This window comes from Rhizobium sp. A22-96 (assembly GCF_053521805.1).
Genome location: NZ_JBNWDQ010000007.1, coordinates 49,002 through 74,746, shown reverse-complemented (window position 1 = coordinate 74,746; position 25,745 = coordinate 49,002). Strand labels below are relative to the sequence as shown.

28 protein-coding genes are annotated in these 25,745 nt (G+C 56.0%); 20 read left to right on the top strand and 8 right to left on the bottom strand.

From position 1 onward, the window contains the following. Nucleotides 1-64 precede the first annotated feature (64 nt). Complete coding sequence (locus ACQZ6F_RS27485; protein WP_449095232.1) at nt 65-967, bottom strand: LysR family transcriptional regulator; 903 nt, start codon at nt 965-967, stop codon at nt 65-67. A gap of 243 nt (nt 968-1,210) precedes the next feature. On the opposite strand from ACQZ6F_RS27485, the gene ACQZ6F_RS27480 reads away from it, so the two are divergent. From ACQZ6F_RS27480 to ACQZ6F_RS27465, 4 genes are all read left to right on the top strand, one after another. Continuing rightward, entirely contained in the window at nt 1,211-1,882 is a 672-nt protein-coding gene (locus tag ACQZ6F_RS27480) for an ABC transporter permease subunit (protein WP_449095233.1), read from the top strand. Nucleotides 1,883-1,886: 4 nt separating this feature from the next. Beyond that, nucleotides 1,887-2,627: an ABC transporter permease gene (locus ACQZ6F_RS27475; protein ID WP_449095234.1), complete on the top strand. Its 741-nt coding sequence runs from the start codon at nt 1,887-1,889 to the stop codon at nt 2,625-2,627. Nucleotides 2,628-2,689: 62 nt separating this feature from the next. After that, a complete protein-coding gene (locus tag ACQZ6F_RS27470; RefSeq protein ID WP_449095235.1) occupies nt 2,690-3,538 on the top strand; it encodes a transporter substrate-binding domain-containing protein in 849 nt (282 codons plus the stop codon). 75 nt (nt 3,539-3,613) lie between these two features. Continuing rightward, nucleotides 3,614-4,849 carry a CapA family protein gene (locus tag ACQZ6F_RS27465; RefSeq protein WP_449095236.1) on the top strand — a complete coding sequence of 412 codons (1,236 nt, stop codon included), beginning with the start codon at nt 3,614-3,616 and terminating at the stop codon, nt 4,847-4,849. 46 nt (nt 4,850-4,895) lie between these two features. On the opposite strand, the gene ACQZ6F_RS27460 is transcribed toward ACQZ6F_RS27465, so the two are convergent. From ACQZ6F_RS27460 to ACQZ6F_RS27445, 4 genes are all read right to left on the bottom strand, one after another. Continuing rightward, entirely contained in the window at nt 4,896-5,348 is a 453-nt protein-coding gene (locus ACQZ6F_RS27460) for a helix-turn-helix domain-containing protein (protein WP_449095237.1), read from the bottom strand. 418 nt (nt 5,349-5,766) lie between these two features. Further along, nucleotides 5,767-6,975: a hypothetical protein gene (locus tag ACQZ6F_RS27455; RefSeq protein ID WP_449095238.1), complete on the bottom strand. Its 1,209-nt coding sequence runs from the start codon at nt 6,973-6,975 to the stop codon at nt 5,767-5,769. 359 nt (nt 6,976-7,334) lie between these two features. Next, nucleotides 7,335-8,219 carry a helix-turn-helix domain-containing protein gene (locus ACQZ6F_RS27450; RefSeq protein WP_449095239.1) on the bottom strand — a complete coding sequence of 295 codons (885 nt, stop codon included), beginning with the start codon at nt 8,217-8,219 and terminating at the stop codon, nt 7,335-7,337. A gap of 78 nt (nt 8,220-8,297) precedes the next feature. Next, nucleotides 8,298-8,492 carry a hypothetical protein gene (locus ACQZ6F_RS27445; RefSeq protein WP_449095240.1) on the bottom strand — a complete coding sequence of 65 codons (195 nt, stop codon included), beginning with the start codon at nt 8,490-8,492 and terminating at the stop codon, nt 8,298-8,300. 15 nt (nt 8,493-8,507) lie between these two features. Between ACQZ6F_RS27445 and ACQZ6F_RS27440 the strand changes: the two genes are divergently transcribed. Then, nucleotides 8,508-9,485 (top strand): class I SAM-dependent methyltransferase, encoded by a 978-nt coding sequence (locus tag ACQZ6F_RS27440; protein ID WP_449095241.1) that lies wholly within the window; start codon nt 8,508-8,510, stop codon nt 9,483-9,485. Nucleotides 9,486-9,542: 57 nt separating this feature from the next. Here the strand turns inward: ACQZ6F_RS27440 and ACQZ6F_RS27435 are convergent, their stop codons facing one another. From ACQZ6F_RS27435 to ACQZ6F_RS27425, 3 genes are all read right to left on the bottom strand, one after another. Next, nucleotides 9,543-10,013, bottom strand: coding sequence for a helix-turn-helix domain-containing protein (locus ACQZ6F_RS27435; protein ID WP_449095242.1), 471 nt, complete (start codon nt 10,011-10,013; stop codon nt 9,543-9,545). A gap of 454 nt (nt 10,014-10,467) precedes the next feature. Beyond that, nucleotides 10,468-11,151, bottom strand: a complete 684-nt coding sequence (locus ACQZ6F_RS27430) for a hypothetical protein (protein ID WP_449095243.1) — start codon at nt 11,149-11,151, stop codon at nt 10,468-10,470. Then, on the bottom strand, nt 11,148-11,750 hold the full coding sequence (locus ACQZ6F_RS27425; protein ID WP_449095307.1) for a hypothetical protein: 603 nt from the start codon (nt 11,748-11,750) through the stop codon (nt 11,148-11,150). The genes ACQZ6F_RS27430 and ACQZ6F_RS27425 overlap by 4 nt, the downstream gene beginning before the upstream one ends. A gap of 172 nt (nt 11,751-11,922) precedes the next feature. Between ACQZ6F_RS27425 and ACQZ6F_RS27420 the strand changes: the two genes are divergently transcribed. The 15 genes from ACQZ6F_RS27420 to ACQZ6F_RS27350 all read left to right on the top strand — a co-directional run bounded on the left by ACQZ6F_RS27420 (nt 11,923) and on the right by ACQZ6F_RS27350 (nt 25,633). Continuing rightward, nucleotides 11,923-12,774 (top strand): lytic transglycosylase domain-containing protein, encoded by an 852-nt coding sequence (locus tag ACQZ6F_RS27420; RefSeq protein ID WP_449095244.1) that lies wholly within the window; start codon nt 11,923-11,925, stop codon nt 12,772-12,774. A 2-nt stretch (nt 12,775-12,776) separates the two neighbouring features. Then, entirely contained in the window at nt 12,777-13,115 is a 339-nt protein-coding gene (locus ACQZ6F_RS27415) for a TrbC/VirB2 family protein (protein WP_449095245.1), read from the top strand. A gap of 3 nt (nt 13,116-13,118) precedes the next feature. After that, nucleotides 13,119-13,418 (top strand): type IV secretion system protein VirB3, encoded by a 300-nt coding sequence (locus ACQZ6F_RS27410; RefSeq protein ID WP_449095246.1) that lies wholly within the window; start codon nt 13,119-13,121, stop codon nt 13,416-13,418. A 2-nt stretch (nt 13,419-13,420) separates the two neighbouring features. Continuing rightward, entirely contained in the window at nt 13,421-15,829 is a 2,409-nt protein-coding gene (locus tag ACQZ6F_RS27405) for a VirB4 family type IV secretion/conjugal transfer ATPase (RefSeq protein WP_449095247.1), read from the top strand. 1 nt (nt 15,830) lies between these two features. Next, the gene (locus tag ACQZ6F_RS27400; protein WP_449095248.1) at nt 15,831-16,970 is read left to right on the top strand and encodes a lytic transglycosylase domain-containing protein; all 1,140 of its coding nucleotides are present in this window, start codon (nt 15,831-15,833) and stop codon (nt 16,968-16,970) included. A gap of 12 nt (nt 16,971-16,982) precedes the next feature. Further along, nucleotides 16,983-17,684: a type IV secretion system protein gene (locus tag ACQZ6F_RS27395; protein WP_449095249.1), complete on the top strand. Its 702-nt coding sequence runs from the start codon at nt 16,983-16,985 to the stop codon at nt 17,682-17,684. Nucleotide 17,685: 1 nt separating this feature from the next. Continuing rightward, on the top strand, nt 17,686-17,895 hold the full coding sequence (locus tag ACQZ6F_RS27390; RefSeq protein WP_449095250.1) for a hypothetical protein: 210 nt from the start codon (nt 17,686-17,688) through the stop codon (nt 17,893-17,895). Between the two features lie 9 nt (nt 17,896-17,904). Beyond that, nucleotides 17,905-18,933: a type IV secretion system protein gene (locus tag ACQZ6F_RS27385; protein ID WP_449095251.1), complete on the top strand. Its 1,029-nt coding sequence runs from the start codon at nt 17,905-17,907 to the stop codon at nt 18,931-18,933. Nucleotides 18,934-18,953: 20 nt separating this feature from the next. Then, the gene (locus ACQZ6F_RS27380; protein ID WP_449095252.1) at nt 18,954-19,649 is read left to right on the top strand and encodes a virB8 family protein; all 696 of its coding nucleotides are present in this window, start codon (nt 18,954-18,956) and stop codon (nt 19,647-19,649) included. Beyond that, complete coding sequence (locus tag ACQZ6F_RS27375; RefSeq protein ID WP_449095253.1) at nt 19,646-20,455, top strand: TrbG/VirB9 family P-type conjugative transfer protein; 810 nt, start codon at nt 19,646-19,648, stop codon at nt 20,453-20,455. Before ACQZ6F_RS27380 ends, ACQZ6F_RS27375 begins: the two co-directional genes overlap by 4 nt. After that, nucleotides 20,455-21,702: a type IV secretion system protein VirB10 gene (gene virB10 / locus ACQZ6F_RS27370; RefSeq protein ID WP_449095254.1), complete on the top strand. Its 1,248-nt coding sequence runs from the start codon at nt 20,455-20,457 to the stop codon at nt 21,700-21,702. The genes ACQZ6F_RS27375 and virB10 overlap by 1 nt, the downstream gene beginning before the upstream one ends. Continuing rightward, a complete protein-coding gene (gene virB11 / locus ACQZ6F_RS27365) occupies nt 21,662-22,690 on the top strand; it encodes a P-type DNA transfer ATPase VirB11 (RefSeq protein WP_449095255.1) in 1,029 nt (342 codons plus the stop codon). The genes virB10 and virB11 overlap by 41 nt, the downstream gene beginning before the upstream one ends. Beyond that, a complete protein-coding gene (locus tag ACQZ6F_RS27360) occupies nt 22,687-24,708 on the top strand; it encodes a type IV secretory system conjugative DNA transfer family protein (protein WP_449095256.1) in 2,022 nt (673 codons plus the stop codon). Before virB11 ends, ACQZ6F_RS27360 begins: the two co-directional genes overlap by 4 nt. A gap of 64 nt (nt 24,709-24,772) precedes the next feature. Beyond that, nucleotides 24,773-25,231: a hypothetical protein gene (locus ACQZ6F_RS27355; protein WP_449095257.1), complete on the top strand. Its 459-nt coding sequence runs from the start codon at nt 24,773-24,775 to the stop codon at nt 25,229-25,231. Nucleotides 25,232-25,429: 198 nt separating this feature from the next. After that, nucleotides 25,430-25,633: a hypothetical protein gene (locus tag ACQZ6F_RS27350; protein ID WP_449095258.1), complete on the top strand. Its 204-nt coding sequence runs from the start codon at nt 25,430-25,432 to the stop codon at nt 25,631-25,633. Nucleotides 25,634-25,745: the final 112 nt, after the last annotated feature.

Genomic DNA, 25,745 nt, shown 5'->3' with positions numbered 1-25,745 from the left:
CCGTCCATTTTTGGGAACTGCTAAAAATGCCCAGCTATCCACAGAGTATCGAGGGAGGCGGCGCTCATGCCGCGATGGCGGCAACCAAGTGCTCGGCGGCAAGGCGCAGAGTGTCACTGAGCTGCCGTCCCTTTTGCCAGAAGACGACATAATGATAAGTAGCGCCGGGCTGAAATCGACGGCTCGTCAGACCGAAGGCAGCATATTCGCGGGCGATGATCTCGTTGGTGATGGAAACACCAATGCCTGCGCTAACAAACCCCGCATCATGGCCATTGCCATCATATTCGACCGCGATATCAGCCTTCGCTCCCACATAGCGCAACGCGTTGACGCTCATCTGGTGAGACGCGACCTGAGGATCTATGTCGACAAGGGTCTCACCAATGAGATCATCAGCTGTGATTATCTTTTTTGTCGCAAATCGATGATCGGGTCGGAAAAGGCAGACGTTGGTCGCTATGCCGACGGGGACCCAATCGAACATTTCGTCATGCAAGGGTAGTCGGGTGATGCCCAGATCGGCAACACCACGGAGCACGTGATCGCTGACTTGCTCATAGTCTCCAGATTTGATCTGAAACCTGTAGGCATGATTGCTCTCCCGCATCTTGGAGACAGCCCTTGGAATGGCGTTCAAGGAGAATATCGCAGGTGCGGCGATCGCAATCGTCGTTGTGTCTATCGTTTGAAGCGCTCCGATCGACTGCCTAACGCGATCCAATCCAGTGAGCGCAGCTTCGACTACTCTCAGTAGTTCGAAGGCTTTTTCCGTCGGAGCGAGCCCGTTACTCTCGCGCCGGAAGAGCGCAAACCCCACGGTGTCCTCAAGCTGTTTGATGTTCTGGCTCACCGCAGGCTGGCTGATGCCAAGCATCTTTGCAGCCAAACGAGCGGATCCCGCGCGAACGACTTCACGCAGGATCTGCAGCTGGCGAATTCTGAGTCCGGAGTCGTCAAATTCCATTTCAGACCGTCCAAACACCAAGCAGAAGTGAACAGGGCTATAAGCGACGCTTATAGCGCAATTTCTGTACCTTATAAATTGACGGTCGAATTTCAAAGCATATTCTTCACTCAACAGCGCATCTATCAATCATTGTCGAAATATACTATTTCGCCAACTGGTTGATACAGCGGATTATATTTATAATACAGCGCATTAAAACGCCGTTTAAGGGACTTGTTTTTAATTAATGCGAGGCAATCGGTGATACAATCTCAGTATTACTTTCAGTTTCTCGACGGAATCGAGAATGTATTCATAGTTTTCTGTGTGAGTTGCCTTCTCGGCACGGCGCTTGGCCTTTTGGTCGCAATCATAAAGACATCGGCAAGAGGTCTCGCTTATGCGCTTGCCTCCGCCTATACGACCGCGATCCGCGGCATTCCTGAATTGCTGATCATCTTGATCGTCTATTTCGGCGGGACGCTTGCCGTGAGCGCCGTTGTCGGTCGCTACGTTGAGGTCGATGCGATGACAGCCGGCGTTGTAGCCCTCACGGTTGTCTTTGGTGCCTATGCCGCGGAAGCCTTTCGCGGCGCCATCAACGCAATACCGCGTGGACAGTCCGAAGCAGCGATGTCGCTAGGGCTAAACCGCTGGCAGCGCTGGTGCCTGATCGTCATTCCGCAGATGGTTCCCATCGCCCTGCCGGCCTTCGGCAACATCTGTATTTCCTTGATCAAGGATACATCTCTCATCTCTGTCGTCGGATTAGTCGACATTATGCGGGTTGCCAATGTTGGCGCCGGCTCCCTGCGAGCACCCCTATCTTTCTATCTGGCGGCCTCAGCGATCTATCTTGTCTTGACCAGTCTCACCCTGCTCTCCTTCCGGCTGCTGGAAAATCGCGCGTCGATGCGCCGCGTGAGAGGTTAGAACCATGAATCTCAGTATCGTCCTCGAAGCCATGTGGACCCTTCCAAAGGGGCTTATTCTTACCGCGACCTTGACGACCGTCTCGTTGCTTATGGGTTTTGCCCTATCTATTCCGCTCGCCATGGCGCGTAGTTCGCGAAACAAGTATCTCTCGGCGGCAGTGCTGGCCTACACCTACGCATTTCGCGGCACGCCGATGCTGGTCCAGCTCTTCCTGATATACTACGGCGTCGGCCAATTGGAGATCGTGCGGCAGAGCTTTCTCTGGCCGATTATGCGGGAACCACTCTGGTGCGCGTTGATCGCCTTCACGCTGAATTGCGCCGCCCACACCACCGAAATCCTCCATGGCGGAATACGGGCCGTTCCGACAGGCCAGCGAGAGGCAGCAAAGGCTCTCGGACTCACGCGCCTTCAGACGATGCGATTGATTATATTCCCTTTAGCGATGAGGATCGCATTGCCGGCTTATTCCAACGACGCGATCGGGATGCTGAAGGCCAGCTCACTCGCAAGCACGATCACGCTTCTGGAAATCACCGGATTGTCACGCCAGCTCGTTTCCGAAACCTTCGCTCCCTATGAGGTCTTTTTGGTTGCGGGAACACTCTACCTCCTTCTCACATTGGCAATGACCCGACTGTTCCAAATGGTGGAAGCGCGCTGGGCGATCGCCGACCAAAGGGTAAGCCAGGCGAACAAACGGGCCGCTGCGGGCGCCGTGCCAAATCCAGGAAGTGCCTAGTACTCGACGGGTGGATGACACCCGGCGTTACCGACCAGCTCACATCAAAAGAGAGATAAGCGATGAAGACGCATATAATTGCATTGGGTACCTGTGTCCTCATTCTTGGCACGTTGAACGCAGATGCCATGGACAGAAAGTCGATTACGATCGCATCGGAAGGCGCTTCGCCGCCGTGGAATGCGATCGACAGCAACGGCAAACTCATTGGATTTGACATAGATGTCGGGCGCGATCTTTGCAGACGGATCCATGTCGATTGCACGTTCGTTCCGCAAGACTGGGACGGTATCATACCGGCGCTCACCGTCGGAAAATTCGATGCGATCATGTCGGGCATGGCGATTACCGAGAAACGCAAGAAGTCGATTGCCTTCTCGCAGCCTTATGCCGGCGGCTTCAACCAGTTGGTGATGCGAAAGGATCTGTCGCTGCCCCCGTCCGACGCAAGCGCTAAGCTCGATCTCACCCTGATCGATAGCTCCAAAGAGGCGCTTTTGGATACGCTTCGCACCGCTCTTGCAGGCAAGACCTTCGGCGTCTTGCGCTCCTCGAATTCGGAAGCGGTGCTCAATCAGCTGTTCGGGACGGTCGCTACGATCAGGAGCTACGATACACAAGACAATATGCATCTCGACCTGGTGGCTGGACGTATCGACGGCGGCCTCGCCGACTATTTCACCTGGAAGGCCTTTCTGGACACCAAGGATGGCAGCATCGCTTCGTTCTACGGTCCCGAACTCTCAGGCGGGTTGTGGGGACCAGGCGTCGGAGTTGGCCTTCGCAAGGGCGACGAAGACCTTCAGATCGCTTTCGACGCCGCCATCAAGGCCGCGGCAACAGACGGCACCCTGGAACGGCTGAGCATGCAATGGTTCGGGATCGATGTATCCCCGCATCCGACGAACTGATTTCCGTCGCCTCATCACCTCATTTGCAGCCGGCCGGTGGCCCGACGCGCTGCTCCCCCAAACATAGGACGAACCATGTCTTCACCCTTTTCGATTGTCGTGACGGGCCAGTCGCTTATCCACGATGACCTGCGGTCCGTCGGCGACCCCCGCCTCAAAGAAATCGCTGATATTCTCAAGCGAGCCGATTTGACGTTCACCAATCTCGAGACTACCATCTACGGCAAACAAGGAGGCTGGCCGCTTAAGGATTCCTACTTTGGATGTTCGGGTCCCGCGGTAATTGCGGCGCTCAGGGCATTGGGTTTCAACAGCCTTGCCTTGGCGAACAATCATGCGTTCGACCTTGGCCCTCCAGGCATCTTGTCCACCCTTGAGGAGGTGAAGGCTTACGACTTCCTCCATGCCGGGATCGGTGCGGACAAACACTACGCACAAGCAATCGGAAAGAAGCGCATTGCCGGCCGCACCTTTGGCTTGATTGCCATGGACGCGGGGCCTGGGCCAAACTTCATGTATGCAGAAAACGGAACAAAGGGGCGCATGGCGCGGCCTGGCGTCAATCGCCTTCAGGTGTCGCGGAGCTTCGACGTTGAGCCGCAAACGTTCGAGACACTTGAGGCCATTCAGAAGGTATTTATGAGCACGCCGCTCGAGCGCGCCAACTATTCGCAGCCGGAGGATCCACCGCGCATCAATACCCCTGGCGAAATCGATTTCTACGGCACAACCTTTCGGCGGGCGGATCAGAATACAAGGCGGATTGATGTTGACGCCGAAAGTGCATCGGCACAGCTGCGCCTGATCACAGAAGAGGCGCGAAATGGTACTTTCGTAATCGCCTATCTGCACCATCACCATTGGGAACCAAATTGGCAGCAGGTGCCGGGCTGGGTACGCCAGTTTGCTCGCGCCTGCATCGACGCGGGAGCCGGCATATTTGTCAGCCATGGTGCACCGACGTTACAGGCGATCGAAATCTATCGCGACGCGCCGATCTTCTATGGCCTTGGAAACTTCCTGTTCCATACCGACCACGATGAGACAGAGTGGCGACCGGCCGAAGTCTGGAAGAGTGTTATCGCAGTCTGCTCGTTTGCCTCTGAGGGCAGGTTACGCCAGATCGATCTTCATCCCATCGTCATCGGCGGCCCTGACGCACTTGTCGATCCGTCCATAAGGCGGCTCCCGTATCCGGTGCGGGCCAAAGGACCAATGGCAGCCGACATCCTCGAAGATCTCGCTTGCAACTCAATCGACTATGATACGGTCATCATGCGTGATGGGGATACCGGACGAATCTTCCCTTAACTGTCGAGCGGGTGCTTAGGCGCCTCCAAGTGGCGCCCGCTCTCGCCTACGCGCCCCGGTCCAAACGGTCATCCATCTCTTCATCCGCCATTGAGCTTACAAGCGAAATGACGCGGCTGCGGACCCTCGGCGGTAAAAGAAGGACATCTTCAATCAACCGGCGGCCTTCCGCTGTCGAAATATAGGCGATGCGATCGTCAACATCGGGGATCGCTGCCTCCTCCCTGGGGCCCTGGACGTCGGGAAGCCCCTCAAAAAACGTCGACACGGGGACTTTCAAGCAGCTCGCAACTTCATAGAGCATTGACGCACTGACGCGGTTGCGGCCGCTTTCGTATTTCTGCACCTGCTGAAAGCTGACGCCGATGCCGGCTCCGAGATCGTTCAGGGAGACATTCGACTGGATGCGCCGAATGCGGATCTGCTGCCCGACATAGCGATCGACTGGATGGACTGACTGCGCCTCCAGTGGCGGCCGATTGACGGCATTCCGCTTCATTGAGGCAGGTTTTCCGGCTGCTTTACGGTGATTCACGTTTGAGACCCCGCATGGAGAGTTTCATGCGGTGCGCCCCCGCAGAGAAACTCGCTCAACCCACAGATCGGGGAGTTAGTAACCGTGCAAGACGGCCCTATGGCCTTTAGTTCCGGGGAACCTGGACATACGCCACAGGCTCCCCGACCTTAAAGGTCAAGGAGTGTGGTGCCGTACCGGCCGACACCAACCGCTTACAGGGGTTACTACGCCCCAAGGCAGCGCGTACTGCCTCAACGCAAAAGATAGATGAGATCGGGTCGCGCCGCAACAAAATTCATCACGAGATTCAAGGGCTTCTGTCGAATCGGGATTGGCAAGCAGACGCGCGAAAGGGCGCGGGAAAGCTAGTCCCGCTCTCAATCACGCGGCAATCACCAGGCTATGCGAAAGCCCATTCGGGCGAGGCTACACTTGCCCGCCCCGATGCAAATCTTGCAGCCAGGTCCGCCCAGGACGGATCGTTCGTAAAGCCGGAAAGAGATCCGGACGCGTCATTGATCGACATCCGGCCGTAGGTTTCGATGAGGCTATCGACACCGTTGGCGCCAAGATTGCCGAGGATCGAAAAGGGTTCCGCGTCCGAGGTAATCAGCCGATGGCCCCAGGCAGACGGCTTCTCGTCCTGTGATATGGCCCGCAGCAACGATCGGTCTTGGCCACAGTGCCGCAACGCCTGCGAGAGGACGTAACGCATCAGTGGGTAATAGACGGCATGATGGCTACCACCGAGGACGCGCACGCCCGGCAATATGGCGAGCACCAGGAAAACGGTCACCAGATTCGGAACAATGCGCCCTTCCGTCAGGGCGTCGATCAGACTTGAGGCTGCGAACTCGATCTTGCAATCCGGATCCTCAGTCTCGACAAGATAGGCGCCGTCGAGCAGTAGCGGCGAGAGATGGCCGCCTCGGTTCGACCAAAAGAAATGCGTCGAATTTCTGAGCCATCCGCGCCATGGCGTCTCTGCCAGAAAATCGATGGCACCAAGTATGTTGCGGGCAAAGTCCCGATCCTCAATCAGGCGAACACGCAACCATGACTTTTCATCCAGAAGATGCCTGATCACTAGCCCTGCGATATCGCCTTCGTCCAGCTGCAGAAAGGATGCATCCGTACCGACATATCTGCTCCACAGTGACCTGTTGGCCACTTTGATCGCCGCGGCCGCGGACGAAAAGTCTCCCGACGGCAAGGCTTCACGCAGGCGCGCCAATTGCTCGGTCTCCTCGCCCGGACGATCGACATTCTGCAACACAAACCGATATCGGTCATTTGCCGCCAGGATGCTGAATGGGACCATCCGGCTACGGCTTAGCCCGAAGAGGTTGATGGCCTGTCCTCCAACGCGAATCCATCCCGGCCCCTTCCTACTCTTCTCGAGGAACTTCACGGTCGCGCAGGCATAGGAAAGATAGCAGCATCGCTGGTGGCGACGCATGCCGATGAGAGAGAACAGATGCGTAAAGAATGCGTCCGGTTCGATGAGCAGATGAAGGTGCGGCCCGGTCTGAATAACCGGCGCCGCCAAAATCTCTCCCTCGAACATTCTTGCCTGCGCGTCGGAAAAGCCGTTAGCACGTGCGCTCACGCCAATCCATTCGCCTAGCAATGATAGAGCATGCTCACGCACCGGGGATGCGGACGCGAAGCGGGTACTGGCAAAGACCAGCTCGGCATACCGCGCGATATTCATCTCGCCATATCGAGGGGCCCACGGAAACATGGTCGATAGAAGCGACAAAACCTGGTGTTTTGACAAAAGGTCATTTGCATTCGGTGCGTCCCATCCCGCCACTGCCAATTCACCAACCGCCTTTCTCAAACTCATCGAAGATGGTCTGTTGATCCGTCTAAACAGCGGCAGGGAATGGCCATGCCTACGATGATCTTAGGGGGCGAGATACATGCGCGCTTTCAGGATATTGATGCAAACGTCACACGGCGCACTTAATCGAGCCAAGTTGCTCGGTATTCGATCGGGGGAACGCCGATCTCTTGCCGGAAGCTTGTCGACAAATGGCTGGCGCTCGAATAGCCACAGGCAAACGCGATTTCGGTGATCGACATCGTCGTCGTTCGCAGGAATTCGCTTGCTCGCTCGACTCTCCTTCGATTGAAGAAGGCGTAGGGGGAAGATCCGGTTGACTTTTTGAATGCCCTGCAGAAGTGAGCAAGGCTGACGCCGGCATCCTCCGCTAGCTGCAAGATGCTGATTGGCTCGCTGATCGAAACGTCGATTCTTTCGATCGTTCTTCTGAGAACGTATGGTGTCAATCCACCCCGGCATGCCTTTCCGTTCACTCCCGACCGGCGCTGGAGATGTCCAAGAATTGCCGTCAGGTATCCCTCAATGACGAGTCCGCTGCCCGTCTCGCAATGCCCCATTTCATGGGCAATGCGCCGCGCCGTGAACTGCATTTGCAGGTCCTTAAACGCCAACTCGGGATGCAAGCTCTGCAAGCGGGGTGATTTGTCGAAAATCCGCGACGCAAAATCTTCTTCGATCGAGATCAGGAGATAGGCTGCGCTATTATCGCCCTCGTCCCAGCCCCTCCACTGGCAGCCCGGCGGAAGATAGGTCAATGAACCTTCCGGTCGCGCTACAAATCCGACCCTTCGGCCATCGATGAAGTCCTCACCGAGAGTGGCCGCGCCACGGATATTCAGAAAGATGAGATGTTTGTCTGCCGCGAGTTTGATCTCCTGCCGCTGTAGCGCAGTTCTGTGCACGACGTCAGCTCGGGCGCCGTTCCACATGACCTGCTTTTGGAAAATGACCAAACCATCCGAATTTTTGATGTGCCGCGGATCAACGGCTCGCAAGCATTTCACGTCTACGACACTCCTAAGCAGAAATCAGGTTACATCGAGAGGGAATTATTTCACCGAAAGTTGCCAAATAAATACCGTCTAACCGTTGGGCGAATTTTTTGAGCAATATTCTGAAAGGATATCAATATCCTGGATGCCGACGGCAGGCGCGAGGCTCCAACTAACGCCGCGCAATACCTTCACACCCAACATCACAATCAGGAAATGCGTGCCGGGCTCCGGCGTGAGGATCGCTACCTCCCGCCGATCGCCACAGGCAGGCGACATACTCATGAGGCGGACTATTCCATGCGGAACTTTGACGACTTCTTCAAAGAATGCGAACGCGCGCCTCGTCTCAACGAGCTGCGACAATTCTTTTCAGACACTGCCGGCGGAAACTCTGGGGTACCAAGCCAACGGCCAAAACTGGACCGCCGCCTGCTCCCGGCGTCGGGTCCATTCTCCCAATTTTCCATCTTGCATCAGGCTCGACAGGGTGATTTCGATCAACACTACTTCACGAACATTCCCTATCGGCTCGAAGAGGAGTGCCGCATCGGTTGCGCTATCCTCAATTTTGCACGCAAGCGGACCGGCGTGTTGAAGGTATACTCACTTGGGACAGCCGAAGGCACGATGGCGAGAACAATCTCCGAACTCGCGATTGGTAGGGTCGAGACATTGTCCTGCAGTCCAGATCGGGAAAATTTCCACAGCTTCTATGCCTACGGCGTCCCACCCTACGCGAGCTTCTTTCACGGCCCATTTCACAAGCTCACACGAGAGCTTCTTCAAACCGACCCACGGTACAAACCATTCACGGATGGGTTCGATATCATTCTTGAGGATACGACATTTCAGATGTACTCGCCCAATCGCCGCGAACAGGTCCGTTTCGTCAAACAGAACCTTCGTCCTCGCGGCATATTCCTGTTCGTCGAGAAATTCCGACATGAGGACGAGGAAGAATATCGGCGCCGCGAGCACCAGAAGGATCACGGCTTCAAGGCTCGCTACTTCTCATCAGATGATATCCACACGAAAAGGCAGATGCTTCAGAGGGGTATGGAAAAGAATTTGCTCACGCTCGCCGATTTCGCCTCGGCCGTTCGCGTCCATTTCAAGCATTGCTTCATCACCTGGAACAGCGGCAATTTCTATACGCTTGCGGCAAGCAACAGCGGCATCAGCCTTCAAAGATTTATGGGAGAGCTTTGCCCGCCTTCCATTCCGGCCGAATATGTCTATCTCAAGCTTCCTTGCCGGTTATGGGGCAGCTCATAGAAACTACCGGCGTTCGTCCAGACCACCGCAGCGCTTGCCTCAGGTATATACGAAACTTCACTTGTCGTCCCGGTTGCCCAATTTCGTCATGGCCTCAACAAGCGACAATAGCGATTCAACTGCGTCTTCGGGCAGGTTCTCAACTACCTTGATTAATCGGCAGCGCCGTTCGGCTTCTTCCTGCGTGTTACCGAACCGGTACGGCGCGGCCGCCATAATCAGATCGAGCGGCGAGAAATTCAAAAGCTCGCTGAGATGTATCAGGCGCGACACATTCATCTTGGTCTCGGCGCGCTCGTATCTGCCATAGACGATATGATGCACCCCAAGCAAAGGCGCGACATCGGCGTGGGTCAGTCCCGTCTTGTCGCGCGCATCGCGCAATGCCTCCGAGAGACGCCGGTCAAGTTCCGCAAACTCCGTAATCCCCTCGAAGCCGGGTCGGCGATATGTCGGCTTATCGATTTCCGGATCGCGAATTTCGACCAGATCATTTTCATCAATGTATTTTTCAAGTCTGCTGGCCATGAATCCTACCCGTTATTTTTCGCTACCCTCATACATCAACCGCGTTGTCTCTGGCTACCGACGTATCAAAAAGGGTGTCCGTGCGATAACCCGCCTCTTCACTCGAAAGCCTCCCTCCGACGGATTCTCAAGGGACTGCAACGTCGCGGCCCGCGAGTTTGACAGGTTGATTGCCGAGCATGGAGAACTTGTCGTCCGGCTTCACCGCCATACTCAGGTCCAGACCGAACGCGGAGTATCCCACGAAGGCATCGCTGAACTGCGTTTGGCAGAATTACAGCTCCGCGCCAAGATCGTCGCGTGGTCGCCATGCGATCGGCGCGAAGCTTATCGAAAAGTCGAGCATATAGTCCGTGTGTCCTTGACGGGCGTGATCTTCGACCACGAGGCGGTACAACACATCCTCGACTCGGTCCAAACCTTCATCGGACAACGAGTGGACTGATCCCTCCCTTCACTCCTCGAGGTCAAAGTAATGTCGTTCAGGGGCCCCTCCCTGCTCGCCCGGCAGGTCGAAGTAATAGGGCTGTTCTCGTAGTGGTCGGGCGATCGACTCGCTATATTCACAGGTCGATGAACTGGAATAGACCCGCGTGATACGATCCACGTCGATCGGGTCGTTCCCACCCCGGTTGTCACTGTCTGATTGCTTACTTCCACAGACGTTGACGGTCCGCGTGCATAGCGAAAGGTCTTCGGATAGCCCGTGCCCTGAATCCTCCTCCCCCTGCGCCGGTTGCCACCCGGTCGGGCAATCTGCAAACCGCTCGTAACCCGGCTTTCCGGTTCCGCCCTCGGTACAGGTGGGCCATGAGAACCCTGGCTCGCCCATTGCTGTGATCAATCGTTGCATTGGCGGATGACAGCTTTCAACTCCATGCCAGGATGGATTGTCCGATGCGGCACATAACAGCACCTCGCATCCCCACTCGTCCGCGTGCGCCGGTGCGAACGAGCTTCCAAACGCGATCAGCCCCACCAATGCGATGCCCGCACCCAAACGCGGGTTGGACCCCAATGAGCGAGCAGCGATCTGCCCCAAAGCAACATAAAACCGGCCAATTCTCCTTATCGTTCTGACCGGCGTCGGGAGAGGAGGGAATTCTTTCAATCTAGGAGACACCTGACGAATGTTCATTGTGCTTGCTCCCTCGGATCCGCCCACATGCCATACCCACCACGGCCGATGGTTTCGGCGTGTGCAAGATCGGGTCGCATCAGAGACCCGTCAGGCTTCTTCGCAAGCTTCACCGCACCGATAGAGAGGAGCTGTTCTTCCAGATTGTCGACTGTGTCGAGTGTTCCCGGATAGTTGTAGTAGCCGAAGCATGTGACGTCTTGATCAGCGGCATTCTCTTCCGAGACAAACGCTCTGCAGAAAAGCACTTTGGGGGACTTCAGGAGAATCGCGAGTTGAGCCCTGGCGAAGTCTTCGCATTTGCCTGCAAAGCCCTCTCGTCGATTGACCATCTCCCCGCTACACGGCTCAAGTCCATAAAGATGCAACCTCCTCGAGGCATCGACGGCGATATCGGTCGCCGACGCCGCCTTGAAGCCGGTCGTCGACGTGTAGCCCTTCCTGCCCGCCACCTGCTTGTTGCCATCATAGTACTCGATCACGAGCACGGTTTTGCCTGGCGCCGCGAGCGATTTCACGTAGGCGTCGTTCACGTTCCCAGCTGCTTGCGCCGCGCTAAAGCCCAACAACAGGGCCACCGATCCACCGGTCATAGTCATATTAACTATTTTCGTTACTTTTTTTAGAACCATTTCTATTATTTTCCCTTCCATCAGTGTGAGAATCGATATATCGCTAAACGTATTCAGTTATATTTTTTGGTCAAGTCAATTGCATCCAATGCCCACACATCGATACTCCTCGCGAGTGAACGGCCGCCAAGGCATTGCCATGTGGCCTGCGCTCTTCCTTCTCACCGGCGTAGCCCTCCAGGCGGCCTTCGGTGTCAATTCTGCCGCAGGACGCGATGGTTTTGACCGACCAGATGAGTCCGGTAAGGTCACCACTCGGGAATCTGCTGCAACGGAGAACGGATCGGAAACCAACGGGACGCATCAGAGCGCAGCGCAATTAGCTGTAACCGCAGGCATCACACTAGATAACTATATTGGTTTATTTTTTCCGCCGCCGGAAAGAAAACATCAGGCGCCACCTAACAATACTAATATAGATACATACGGTGGAGAAGATGAGCGAGGCGAATGCGGGGCCTCCACCGTCAATCCAGCGGGCATCGAGCTCCTGGTCAGGAGAGCTGCGGCCAAATACAGCATCGACTCCGATTTCGCTCTCGCCATCGCTTGGACGGAGAGCCGGTACGATCGGGTCCGAAACAGCCCACGAGGAGCCCGCGGGCCGATGCAGTTGATGCCGGAGACGGCAAGCCGCTTCGGAGTGACGGACATTTGCGATCCAGCATCGAACATCGATGCCGGGGTGCATTATCTTCGTATCCTGCTTGACCGCTTTGGGAATCAGATCTTTGCCGCTGCCGCCTACAATGCAGGCGAGCACGCAGTCTACCAGCATGACGGTGTGCCCGCCTTTCCGGAGACAGTGCGTTACGTCGCAGCGGTCATCAATCGCCAGTTGGGTGCCCCCGTTTCCGCCAATCCCCAGCAAGGGAGCGAGCGCAACCAGCCAGACGCAAGTAACCGAAAACCTCCTGCCCCGGGCGTAATCGGCGCTCCCAGCGCAAACTTCGTCAACGGGGTCCTACAGTTCTCAAACGAAAGGAATTGACTATGAATTACCGATTGTTTCCTCGGCAGAGGACGGCTGTCCAAATCACAGCGTTTCTCTGCACGATTACGGTCTGCCAGCTTGCCGGCGCGGAATTTGCCATAGCTCAAGGCACGAGCCAGGCCTTCGCACCACTTCAGACAGTCGTGCAATCTGTCGTCGATTTCATAACGGGCCCATTCGGCCGCCTGATCGCAATCATTGCGGTTATTGGCCTTGGTTTTCTGGCCTTTGCCGGAAGGCTCAGCTGGTTCACCGCGGGCGCGGTCGTGCTTGGGATCGGACTTGTTTTCGGCGCACCCACCATCGTCGACCAGCTTATTTCTACGGTCGGAAATTGACTGATGCGACAAACCGAAGACGAAAAGCCGCAACTCACGCCACTGGTGCTTGGATTGACGCGGGCACCGACGCTTTGGGGCGTGCCCTATATGGCCGTTGTCCTCATCATCGGGGTAACGATCATCGCATGGCTCGCCACCGGCAGCTTCTGGGCGCTCCTGACCGCGCCGGCCTCTTATGCCGCGTTGTTTTCGCTCTGCGCCTGGGATGCCCGAATCCTTGATGTGCTCCAGGTCTCGACGCGTCTCACCCCGAGAACGCCGAACAAGACCCTGTGGGGCACCAACTCCTACGGACCATGATCATGCTTCGCGTTATCCGGCAAGAACTCGGCTTTGGAAAAGCGAGTCATCACGAACGACCGATGGCAACCCATATCCCCTATAGTCGCCACGAGGCCGACACTATCATCAAACTTGAAGATGGCGCGATGATGAGCGTCGTAAAGCTCGACGGCTTGTTCTTTCAGACTGAAGATCAAGCCGAACTGAACATGCGTTCGCTCGTCCAAAACACACTCATTCGCGCCCTTGGCTCCAGCCGCTTCTCGATCTGGTCGACAGTCGTTCGTCGTCAGATCGACACCACCATCGAAGGCGGCTTCGACGATGATTTCTGCGCGGAGCTTGACCGGCGCTATACCGCGTCATTGGCCGGTAAGCGCATGTTCACAAACGAACTCTATTTCACCATTTTGCGCTCCGGCATGCGAGGCGCACTCGCATCCGGTGAGCGAATGGCCCGTCTGCTGAACCGGCTGGCCGGTCGCGAGGTGGCGGAGGCGCAAAATCGGGAAACGGCGAGTGAGCTGGAGGAGCTCGTCGCCAATATCTGCCGCGATCTCCACAAGTACGGCGCGCGGCCCTTGGGCATACGGACGCGCAATGGTCAGCCGTTTTCAGAAGTCTGCGAGTTTCTGAATCTGATCCTGACCTGTGGTGTTCCGCGCAGAATGCGCCTGCCAAGGATGGGTCTTTCCAACTACATCGGAACCTCGCGGCTGCACTTTTCGCGTCGAACGATGCAAACACAGTCAGCCGTCAAGGAGAATGACCGGTTCGGTGCCATGCTCTCGATCAAGGAGTATCCGCCCTTTACAGGACCGGGAATGCTGGACGGGTTGCTACAGGTCAATAATGAGTTCATCCTTACCCAATCATTCGCCATCGCTGACAAGCCGATTGCGCAAGAGCGAATATCACGCCTAAAGCGCCAGATTGGGGCTTCCGACGCGGGTGGCAGCGATGTCGAAGATGATATTGATGTCGCCCTGAACGCCCTCCTGAACCAGGAGGCTGTTTTCGGCCTTCATCATTTGTCTCTTCTTTGCCTGTCTCGCGACTTTGAGGGCGTCAACAAGGCGGTTGCTGATCTTGGCGCCTGCCTGACCGACATGAACATCAATTGGCTAAGGGAAGATCTAAATCTGGAGGCTGCCTTCTGGGCGCAGCTACCTGGCAACCATGCCTATATTGCCCGCCGCTCGATGTTATCCAGTGCCAACTTTTCCGGACTTTCCTCGATGCACAATTTCGCATCGGGGCAACGTGAGGGCATGCATTGGAGTTTGCCGATCACAATATTGGAAACGACAAGCCAGACACCCTACTGGTTCAATTTTCATCAACGTGACATCGGGCATTTCCTTGTGACCGGTCCAACTGGATCTGGCAAAACGGTCGTGTTGACGTTCCTTCTCGCCCAGGCATTCCGCATCCGCCCGGCGCCGCGAGCTGTTTTCTTCGACAAGGACCGCGGCGCCGAGATCTTCATTCGTGCGATGAACGGCTGCTATGAGGTTCTTTCTCCAGGAACACCGACTGGCTTCAACCCTCTCCAGCTCGAAAATACAGGGGCGAACAGGGAGTTCCTCCTGCGCCTGCTGAAATCAATGCTGCGTAAGGAGCGCGACGCCTCTTTCCCCCAGGAAGAGGAGGATACGCTCGAACGCGCACTTGTCCGGCTGATGCAGGAGCCCGCCTCCGAACGAAATCTCGCAAATCTTTCCGCGCTTCTGGTCGGCCGCTCGCGGGCCGATCCGAATGATCTGCATGCACGATTGCGACCGTGGGTCGAAGGAGAGAAGGCCTGGCTGTTCAATGCTCGCCAAGACGCCCTTTCCTTTTCCGGGCGGCGCGCATTCGGCTTTGACATGACCAGCATCCTGGATAATGACGAGATCCGTACGCCAGCTCTGATGTATATCTACCATCGGCTGGACGAGATCTTTGATGGTACGCCAGCATTGATCTTTATGGATGAAGGATGGCGCCTACTCAAAGACCGAGGTTTTAGCGATTTCATCGTCGACAAGATGAAGACGATCCGCAAACTCAACGGCATCGTCGGCTTTGGCACACAGTCTGCCTCCGATATCTCCAACTCGCCGGCCGCCCATACTCTGATCGAACAATCCGCCACGAACATCCACTTTCCAAATCCACGAGCCGACGAGGAGAGTTACGTCGAGCGCTTTGGCCTCACGGAAAAGGAGTTCAATTTCATCCGAACTACCCCGCCGGAAAGGCGGACGTTTCTGATCAAGCATGGCAACGACAGCGTCATCGCCAAGTTGGACCTCGGCTCAATGCCCGACCTTATCAAGGTTCTTTCGGGCCGCAAGGAGACGATTGAAGCATGTACTCGCCTGCGCAGCGTCCTCGGAGATGATCCTGCCAATTGGCTCGCCGAGTTCTGCGGATGGGAGGCGTAACATGAGCCTGTTGCCTGTTGCGAAACTCCCGGGCCGAAGCAGGGCTGCCAAGGCCTTCCGTATCGGGATTGCGATCGTGCCCGCCTCGCTGATCGCGATATCGGCCCCTACGCGGGCGTGGGCGGACGTTCCCACCGTTGACGATACAAATCGCGACGAGCGGCAGCAACGCGATCGGGCCGTGAGTGGAATTGCAGAGACGGATAATGACCGCCACACGGTGCACGCCTCTGTGACTTGCGCGATGTACCACCCTGCCAAAAACAACGATCCGGTCGCATCGGCCGACGCCAATCCAGAAATCTCCGGTCTCGTACGCCGCATCGCTCAAGAGGAAGGCGTCGACGAAAATCAGTTCCTTGGCCTGGTTTACCAGGAAAGCCGCTTCAACCCTTGCGCAAAGTCACCGGCCGGCGCCACCGGCCTGGCACAGTTGATGCCAGGAACTGCGGCACAGCTCGGTGTAAATCCGAACAACATTGAGGATAACCTGCGCGGCGGGGCACGCTATTACAAGCAGCAGCTCGATAGTTTCGGAGGAAGCGTTCCACTGGCGCTTGCGGCATATAATTCCGGGCCGGGCAATGTCAGCAAGTACGGGGGGATTCCGCCTTTCAAAGAGACCCAGAACTACGTGGCTTCGATCACGCAGCAATGGATGCCAGCTTTTGGCGGCTCGGATAAATCGGGGATACCCTTGAATTTCGGCGGCGGTGAAGTTGCCTTTACCGGAACGCAATCAACGACAGTCAATGCCATGGCAACAACATCGGCCGTCAGTGATAGCCTTCCAGATGCCGCAGCCTGGTATCAGCAAGTCGCGCAAATCGATACCGGCACTATCCAAGACAGCTGGGATCATAATTCCACTGTGCGCAATGCCAATCTTAGCATGATGAGTAATGTCATTAAGTTGGAGATTGCGATGGCAAGCTTACTCAATTCACGGACCTCCGAGACAGCCTCCCACATCTCTGGATCCTCTCAAAGTACGGGCTCTACCGCAGTCAATCAAAACCCAAAAAAGCTTATTGGGCTTTGCGATCCGCACCAAAACCAAGTTTGGAGCGATGAAGAACACGCCTGCATCGAGCAGCGCGAATTAGCGGGGCAACCACAACTTCTTTTACAGGCACAATGATTGGAGTTTAGCATGAAGTTAGTAACCGCGGTCATCTCGTTACTTACCGCACTGCCGACAATGGCTTGGGCGGACGTCCCGGTCATCGATAAGACCAATTACGAGGTCGCGAAGAAAACCGCTGAAACGACCGATCAGATCCTCGACACCAACAAGAACATTCTTTCGACCGTCCAGGATACTCTGAAAGCCGTTACGGGCGATCGGGCCGGCACTGCGGCACCCCTCAAGGGACTGGCCATTGGGAGCGGGTTCAGTGCGTCGGCAGTCCCCGCAATCGACGGGATCCTCAAGGATGGAGTTCCCAATTTCGGGTCGCTTAGTAGCGATATTGCAAAAACCGCCTCCGAGTTCGTCAACGGCCTACAGCTCGTCAAATCGCTCTCCGGCCAAGACGGAAGCTCCTTCTCCAGCGACAAATCCTATCAGCAGTTGGTCAAGACTGTGCTTGGCGTGTCAGCGTTGGTCAGCGGGTCGCAGCAAGCGATCGCGTCTCGACGCACAGCCTTCGAGCAGGCGGGTACTCAGATTGGGGCGGCTGAGGATATCAAAGGTTCCATCGACCAGAACACACAATTGCAAGTCCAATCCGGCCTCACGCTGAACGAGATGATCGGGGTCCTTAATGGCGCCGTCACATCTCTTCAGGCGGAAAACCAGCGACGGCTGACAGACATTTCCAACACGAAGAAGACGCTTGCCTATGGGAACTGACATGACATCCACCAAGCTAATCGGCTTCTTGTTGCCGCTAGCTGTCACCCTTGCGGGCTGCGGCACGGCGACTGAGAAGACTGCACCCTGCAAGCGCCCCGCGAATCTGACCTCCTTCGCCGAGGACGTGCGGAGCCAGTGCGGTCCCGCACAACCTGTCAACGACCCGATACAAGCCTTTGCGGCCATCGGGATTCTCAATCGCAAGTGAGGTGAACTCGTGCAGGACTTTCTCGGCGACCTTCTTCGGCGCATCGAAGATTCAGGCGCGAATTTCTCGCAGCAGGCCTATACGGCCGTTGGTAGCGAGATCATGCCGCTCTTACGCATCATTCTTGTCGTCTATGTCGCCTGGTATGGCCTGCAATTGGCCATGGGAACAAACCGCCTCGTCGTGGGCGAAGTCGTCGCTCGGATCGCGCGTATGATGATCATCCTCGCTCTCATCGGCTCCTGGGGCAATTTCGATACGGTGCTCTATCAATGGATTAACAACACACCGGAGAACGTTGGCCGCGCCATCCTGGCAGCATCCGGCACGGGAGTCACAGAGCCAACCAATGGCATGTCGCAAATCTGGCAAACTGCAAATCAAGCTGCGTCGACCTTCGCAGAACAATCGGGATATTTTTCGATCCTGCCAAGCATGATCGGTATCATGATCATGATTGGCGCGGGCGCCTTTATCGCGGTTGCTCTTGCAATCCTCATTCTCGCTAAAGTGATGTTGTGGGTACTGATCGGCACCGCGCCGATCTTCATCGCCTGTATGCTATTTGAGCGCACACGCGCCTACGGCACGGGATGGTTCAATCAAGTTCTGACGTATGCGCTAATCCCGCTATTCATTTACGTGATCGCCGCATTCCTGATTTCCGCGATGAATCCCGAGCTGACAAAAATCGATGCGGCAAGCGGTGCGCGAACACTCACATTGGCCGATGTTGCCGGTTTTTTGCTCCTCTGTGCCGCTGGCGCATTCGTGATGCTTTACATCCAGTCAATTGGCCAAGGCATCGCGAGTGGCATCGCCACGGGCATCGGCGCGTCGGCAATGCGAGCATCTTCCTTGGTCGGTATCCGCTTGCCCGCCGTCTCAATGCGCGCGGGTGCTTCAGCCGGCCGCTCTACCGCGCGGGCCGCACGGTCGGTCTCTAGTCGCCGGCAGCGCGGTCCGGAAGACGAGGATCCAACGGGCACCCGTTCGGCGATGCAGAACAAGATCTCAAAAAACAGTACGCCAACCTAACCTTCTGAGGGTCGATCAAAATGGCCAAATCCAGTGACATCGATTTGCGTAACTATTACCAAAGCGGAGATATATGGGAGCAAGAGATCGTAAAACGTGCGAAGCGATCACGGACACTCGCCTGGTTTGTCACGATGATCTTCGCAGGAGTTACACTCCTGAGCTTAGCCTCTGTGGTGATGCTTATCCCACTCAAAAGCTTCGAGCCCTATATAGTTGAGGTCGACAAGAGCACCGGCTACCTAGAGGTCAAGAGTGGACTTACGCGACCATCCAATCTGACCGAGCAGCAGGCGATCACGCAAGCCAATATCGTGCGCTATATTCGGAGCCGCGAAGGCTATGACCCCTATTCGATCGAGCAGAATTTCGGGATCGCAGCCCTGCTTTCGACGGGTAACGCTGCGCGAGAATTGCAAGATCTCTACAGCGCGGCCAACGCTAAAAATCCTGCAAAGCTCTACGGCAAAAACAAGCGGGTAACCACGGAAATCGCCTCTGTCACCTTCCAGAACGGCTCAACCGGAATTGTGCGTTTCGCGACAACGGAGGTTTCAGACACGGATTCGACTACAAGGCATTGGATCGCCGTGGTGCGTTACCGCTACACCGATACGCCGGCGACGAACGAATGGCGCTTCGAAAATCCTCTGGGCTTCCAGGTGTATGACTACCGCCGCGATCAAGAGACGGTTACGGAAGGCAATCCCGGATGAAGAAATTGCCTTTCCTCTCTACAGCGCTCGCCCTGGCTTTCACGGCATCCGCGAACGCCGCGGAAACCCCGTCAGCAGGCCATCTCGACCCTCGCATAACAAGCGTCGTCTACCAGCCAAACAATGTTGTCAGGGTCTTTGCCACCTACGGCATCTCAACAATGATCGCGTTCGATGAAGATGAGAAATTCGAGACCATTGCCGTCGGAGATGCAGATAGCTGGGACGTCGTGCCAACCGATAAGGGCAACATCCTTTTCGTGAAACCCAAGGCAAAGAACGTTGCGACAAACATGAATGTCGTAACAACGAAGCGTGTCTACTACCTCGAACTGAACGACTTCGCACCTGAGGACAACAACAAGGTCTTCGGCATCCGCTTCGTATACCCGGACAAGGATCTGAACGTGTCCCTGCGCAAGGAGGCGGAGGCGCGAGCGGGCCTTCCCAATATCACCGGTATCGACAAGGATAACGTCAACATCGAGTATTCCTTCTCGGGTGAACCCCAGTTGAAGCCATTAATGGTCTTTGACGACCGAAAAAAGACCTTCTTCAAGTTCGGCTCCCGGGTTCCGGCGATCTTTGCCGTCAACGCGGATTTCACGGAAACGCTGCGCAATTTTCGGCGCGAAGGCGATTACATCGTGGTGGATGGCACAGCTGCGCAGTACACCTTGCGAGACGGCAAACAATGGACGTGCATCTTCAATCTACGCAAGCCCGAGGTGGTGCAGACAAATCTGACGACGGCGGCTCCACGCCTGGAAAATCAACCCCTTGCAAACAAACGGAGCGGCCACTGATGAAGCGATCGCCCGAACTCGAAGCGATGCTGACTGCCGATCAGGTTGAGGTGCGCGACTACCGCGCCAAAGGCAAGCGGCTCCTAAGTTTCACACTGCTTTTGCTAGGAGGGGGAGCCCTTATCGGGTTCGTAGCCTTGAGGCCCGAGCGACATGTCCAAGACACGCTGCATGGTGATGAAGAGTTCTCCACAACGACCTTTCGACCACCATCATTCCTGCGCGACGCGCCTAAATCCACACCCAAGACGGCTGACAACATCATCAAAATTCCCGACCCACCGAAGGAAAAGAAGGAACAGACCTTCGATACGACGTCATTCGAGGTGCCTCCGCCACCAGGGCCCGGGCAAGTGGCAGAGGTAAAGCAACCGCCCGTCGAAATGTTTCCCAAGCGATATCTTTCAAAGCAGATTGTCGTCGACTCATCGAAGACGGATGCAGGAAGCGGGTCGCTGACTGCTGGCGACCCGGGCAATGGTCCTCAGGTCGCTGGAACGGATCGAAATAGCAAATTCCTGGCGACGGCATCAACGATTGGCGACCGCACGGCCAAGGCACGGCAGATCGGCCGAATCGACGCAATGGTGCCGGAAGGCACCCTTATACCCGGCATTTTGGAGACCGCCATCAACAGCGATTTGCCCGGTCAGATCCGCGCCGTGACATCGCAGGATGTCTACTCGTTCGATGGCAGACGCATCCTGATCCCCACCGGCACGCGTTTAATTGGCGAATATCAGTCCGACATTACGCGAGGTCAAAAGCGCATCTTCGTCATCTGGACGCGCCTGCTCCGCGACGATGGTGTCTCCGTTCGTCTGAACAGTGTCGGAACGGATAGCCTCGGCCAATCTGGCCTCACCGGTATTGTCGACAACAAATGGCGCGAGCGCTTCGGCTCCGCCATCCTGCTTTCGATCGTCGGGGCGGGCTCTTCCTATCTAACGGGGTACGGAAGCGGCCAAAACAACAGCAATAGTTCGAGCGGACAGTCGGACTCTGACCGGGCGGCTGAGCTCGCCCGCGACACAATTGCCAAGACATTCTCTGACATGGCCAATCAGGCCCTCGGGGAGAACCTTCACATCCCTCCGACGATCAGCGTTGCTCAGGGCGCGCGGATCTTCGCCTACGTACGCCAAGACCTCGATTTCTCCAGTCTTTATTCGGATCCGGTCGAAGAAGCGTTGAAGGAGATCAAACATGAACGAAGCCTCAATGCGATCCATGGCATCGAGCAATGATCCAGACTATTTCCTCAAACGAGCACTCGCTCCCCTGCTCGATTTCCTGACCGATCCGACTGTTGTCGAGATCTCTGTGAACCGGCCCGGCGATCTCTTTATTGAACGGCTTGGTCACGCCCAAATGGAGTATTATGCCGTTCCCGCCATCACAGAGCAGGAGATCGAGCACATTGGCGAACGTGTTGCAGCGTATAGCAATCAGTTCGTCAGCCGCATCAACCCACTTCTGAGCGCCGCTCTTCCATCGGGCGAGCGCATTCAGATTATCCTACCCCCCGCTGCACCGAGTGGCGGGGCGATCTCCATTCGTAAGCAGACGATCAACGACTTTACACTCGCTGATTATCGCGACACTGGGGCGTTGGACGGGGTAAGTGTTGTCCGGAGCGGACTGAGTGCAACCGAAAAGACACTGAAATCTCTCCTCGATCGTGGTCAGATCTATGATTTCATTCGGACGGCGGTACACGCTCGAATCTCAATCCTGATCAGCGGCGGGACGTCGACCGGCAAAACGACCTTCCTGAATGCGTGCCTAAAAAGTATCGATCAGCACGAGCGTATCTTGACGCTTGAGGATACCCGGGAGCTTTTTCCTCCCCATCGCAATTGCCTACATCTTCTGGCGTCACGTGGCGACCAGGGGACGGCGCGCGTGACGATCCAGTCCCTACTCGAGGCATCGCTCCGGATGCGACCGGATCGCCTTCTCGTCGGCGAAATTCGTGGCAATGAGGCCTTCGCCTTCTTGCGAGCAATTAACACGGGGCATCCCGGCAGTATGTCAACTGTTCACGCCGATACACCGGCGGGAGCCTATGAGCAGCTTGCAATGATGGTGATGCAAGGCGGCATGACGTCTGGCTATACCAAACGAGATCTGATGGATTACATTCGAATGGTCATTCCGATCGTTATCCAACTGCGTCGGGAAGGCGGTCGACGTGGCGTCTCGGAAGTCCATTACGCACGGCTCGCCCGATGAGCAGGCCCAATTTTACGTTCTATCTTGCGCTCGGCCTGATGGTGGCATTCCCCGTCTGGATGGTCAGCTATAGCTTGATCCTTCTTGTCGTATGGAAGGATGGCCGGATCCTTCATCTGATGACGACGGCTGATCCGCTTGCGCCGATTGAGCAGTTCGCCGTCTATTGGGGCAACCGCCCCCTACAATTGACCGCTGCTGGCTCTCTTTTGCCAGCAATCCTCTCTGTAGCCACGGTGGTCGCGTTCGGTACTTACCGGCCGTCGAACCCGCTTGGCGATGCCGCCTTTCAGGATTTGTCTTCCCTTCGGCGTGGAGGCTGGTTCCACAAAGACGGCTACATCATTGGGCGCCGAGGATGGCGCACGTTGCGTCGGATGGATGATCGGCACCATCTGGTGATCGGCCCAACTCGATCTGGAAAGGGTGTAGGCTACGTCATTCCAAACGCCTTGATGCATAAGGGATCGATGATCGTTACCGATCTGAAAGGGGAGATTTTCGAGCTCACAGCTGGGTATAGAGCAATCATGGGAGACTCGGTCTTTCTGTTCTCGCCGAGCAGTGAGAAAACCCACCGATGGAACCCATTGGATTTTGTGCGGGCCGACCGCGGCAACCGGACGATCGATATCCAGAACATCGCCAGCATCCTCATTCCAGAAACGACGGGGTCAGAGAATGCGATCTGGCAGGGTATAGCTCAGCAAGTGATCGCGGGCGTCATCAGCTATGTGCTTGAAAGCATCTATTACAAGCACCGTCGAAATCTCGGTGAAGTAAACGGTCTCTTCAACGCGGGCCTTGACCTCCAGGTTCTGATGAAATCGATCATGGAGAAGGAGACCTACCTTTCCCGGTTCACCACAGAGAGCTTCAACGCGTACATCGCGCTCAACGAAAGGGCAGCCCGCTCCGCCCTCCTCGATATTCAGAACGCATTGACGCCATTCAGAAATGACCGTGTCGTTGCCGCCACCTGCGTGACGGACATCGACCTCGTGTCGCTTCAACGGCGGCCCGTCACGATCTATTTGGCTCCGAAAATCACAGACATGACGATCCTTCGCCCTCTACTGACGCTCTTCGTGCAGCAAGCGATGGATCTGCTGACCAGAGAGCACAATCCGAAGGCGCTTCCTGTCTACTTCCTGCTCGACGAATTCCGGCAGCTGAAGAAGATGGATGAGATCATGAACAAATTGCCCTACGTCGCCGGCTACAACGTCAAGATGGCATTTGTCGTGCAGGATCTGAAAAGCGTCGATGAAATCTACGGAGAGACCGCACGGCATTCGCTCGTAGCCAATTGCGGCCTCCAGCTCATCATGGGTGCCAACGACCAGGAGACCGCCAATTACGCCTCAAGAGCGCTCGGCAAGCGCACCGTTCGTTATCAGTCGGAGTCGCGCACCGTTGAGTTGTTCGGCCTGTCGCGACGGACAAAAGTCGAGCAGATTCGCGATCGTGACTTGATGATGCCTCAGGAAATTCGGCAGATGCCTGAGACACAGCTAATCGTGTTTGTCGAAGGCCAGCGCCCAATAGTCGCAAGCAAACTTCGATATCATGCCACCGAGCCTTTCTCAGGCGCCGTGCGCTATGCTGTCGAACATCGGCAGGACATCCCGCCTGCAGACTTTCTGACAATACTCCCCGTACCGGCCACCACGGCAGCATATGGTGCCGCGCTTCGACAGCTGGCTGCCCCGCCCGGTGTCGAACGCAGAGAAGATGCCCTCGATAGAACTGTAACAATCGAAGGGAGTATTCCTGAGAGGGTAGCAAAGGGAATACGCAAGAGCCCGGCGATAGCCACAACGCGAGCGACCGACGTCGTAGGCGATCCATCGGTAAGGACGGCCGAAGAAAACCTTCTAGCGACAGCACGGCGTTTGAAAGCGGTTGTCACCAATTCACTCGCTGAGTCGCCCCAGATCTCAACGCGGCATCGCGAAAGTATCCAGGACGTCCTCGCGCAAGCGATACCCGACTCCGACAGTTTCACCTTAGGGTAGCAAATTTCGCAAATCTAAATCAAAGCCGCGGGAGAAAGCTGGCTTGTTTCCTGGGGAGAGGTCCTTGAAGAAAATCGACGACAAGCAGGCATCATCTGCCAATTTTTCTCCCCTTGAGGGCGCGTCCGACCAGCCGGGTGCTTCACTTTGGAGCACGCTCCTTGCGATTTTTGCTCCCATCACAATAGCTGTTCTTGTGACGAGTTGCTTCGCCCACGTCGTTTCGCCCTCCTGGACGCGATTCATATTAATCGGTCCGGCCGTTCCAACTACCGTCTACGCCCTTCTGCGACGCACGGAGCGCCAGCGAAAACGAATGATGTCCGTCCTCGACATGTCCTTAAAATTCTGGATGACGTTGAGCGCTGCGACGCTTTTCTACTCTTTTAGACTTGAGGGAGAGGAGTTTGCCCAGCAGCTCGCGCAACTCAATCCTGGATGGCTAACCCTGATATTCGCCGCGTTCTTCTCTATCGTTTGCGGGCGCATTGCGGTGGGAATCAGCCGATTGCTACACCGGTAACGTGCTATTCGGTGGGAGCCATCACCAACTAGCTTGGTGCATGAACAGGAGAATTCACGATTTTAGAAATTTACAACTGCAACCAAGCAAAGACTCGCGGAAGGACAGATCATGGATGGTCTGCGTGAGTAGGATGCAGGGGCCAACGCCGTCGAGTTCATCGGTCGTTTTCGCGCTGGTAGCTATGTGAGCGTCACCATGCAGACCCTTGACGACAAGGGCCAGCCCGTTCCGGCTGGGCATGAACAGCGCATTCCCGTCATGGATGCGCCGGACCACAAGTTCCCCGGCCCAGCCTCTCGGTTCGGGCCGCTCCCCGCCAGTCGCAGCTACACCATCAGCTTCATGCTGACAGCGGCGTTCGGCTATCCCGGTCGAGTGACCATCTGCGATACCCAATAGCTTGTGCTGAAATGACTGATTTAGGAGCGCGGCGCGATATCCCCTGTTGGTCTGACGGAAGTATCTCTTGACGTTAGTTGATGACTTAATGTCTTTATTCGCTTCTGCTGTT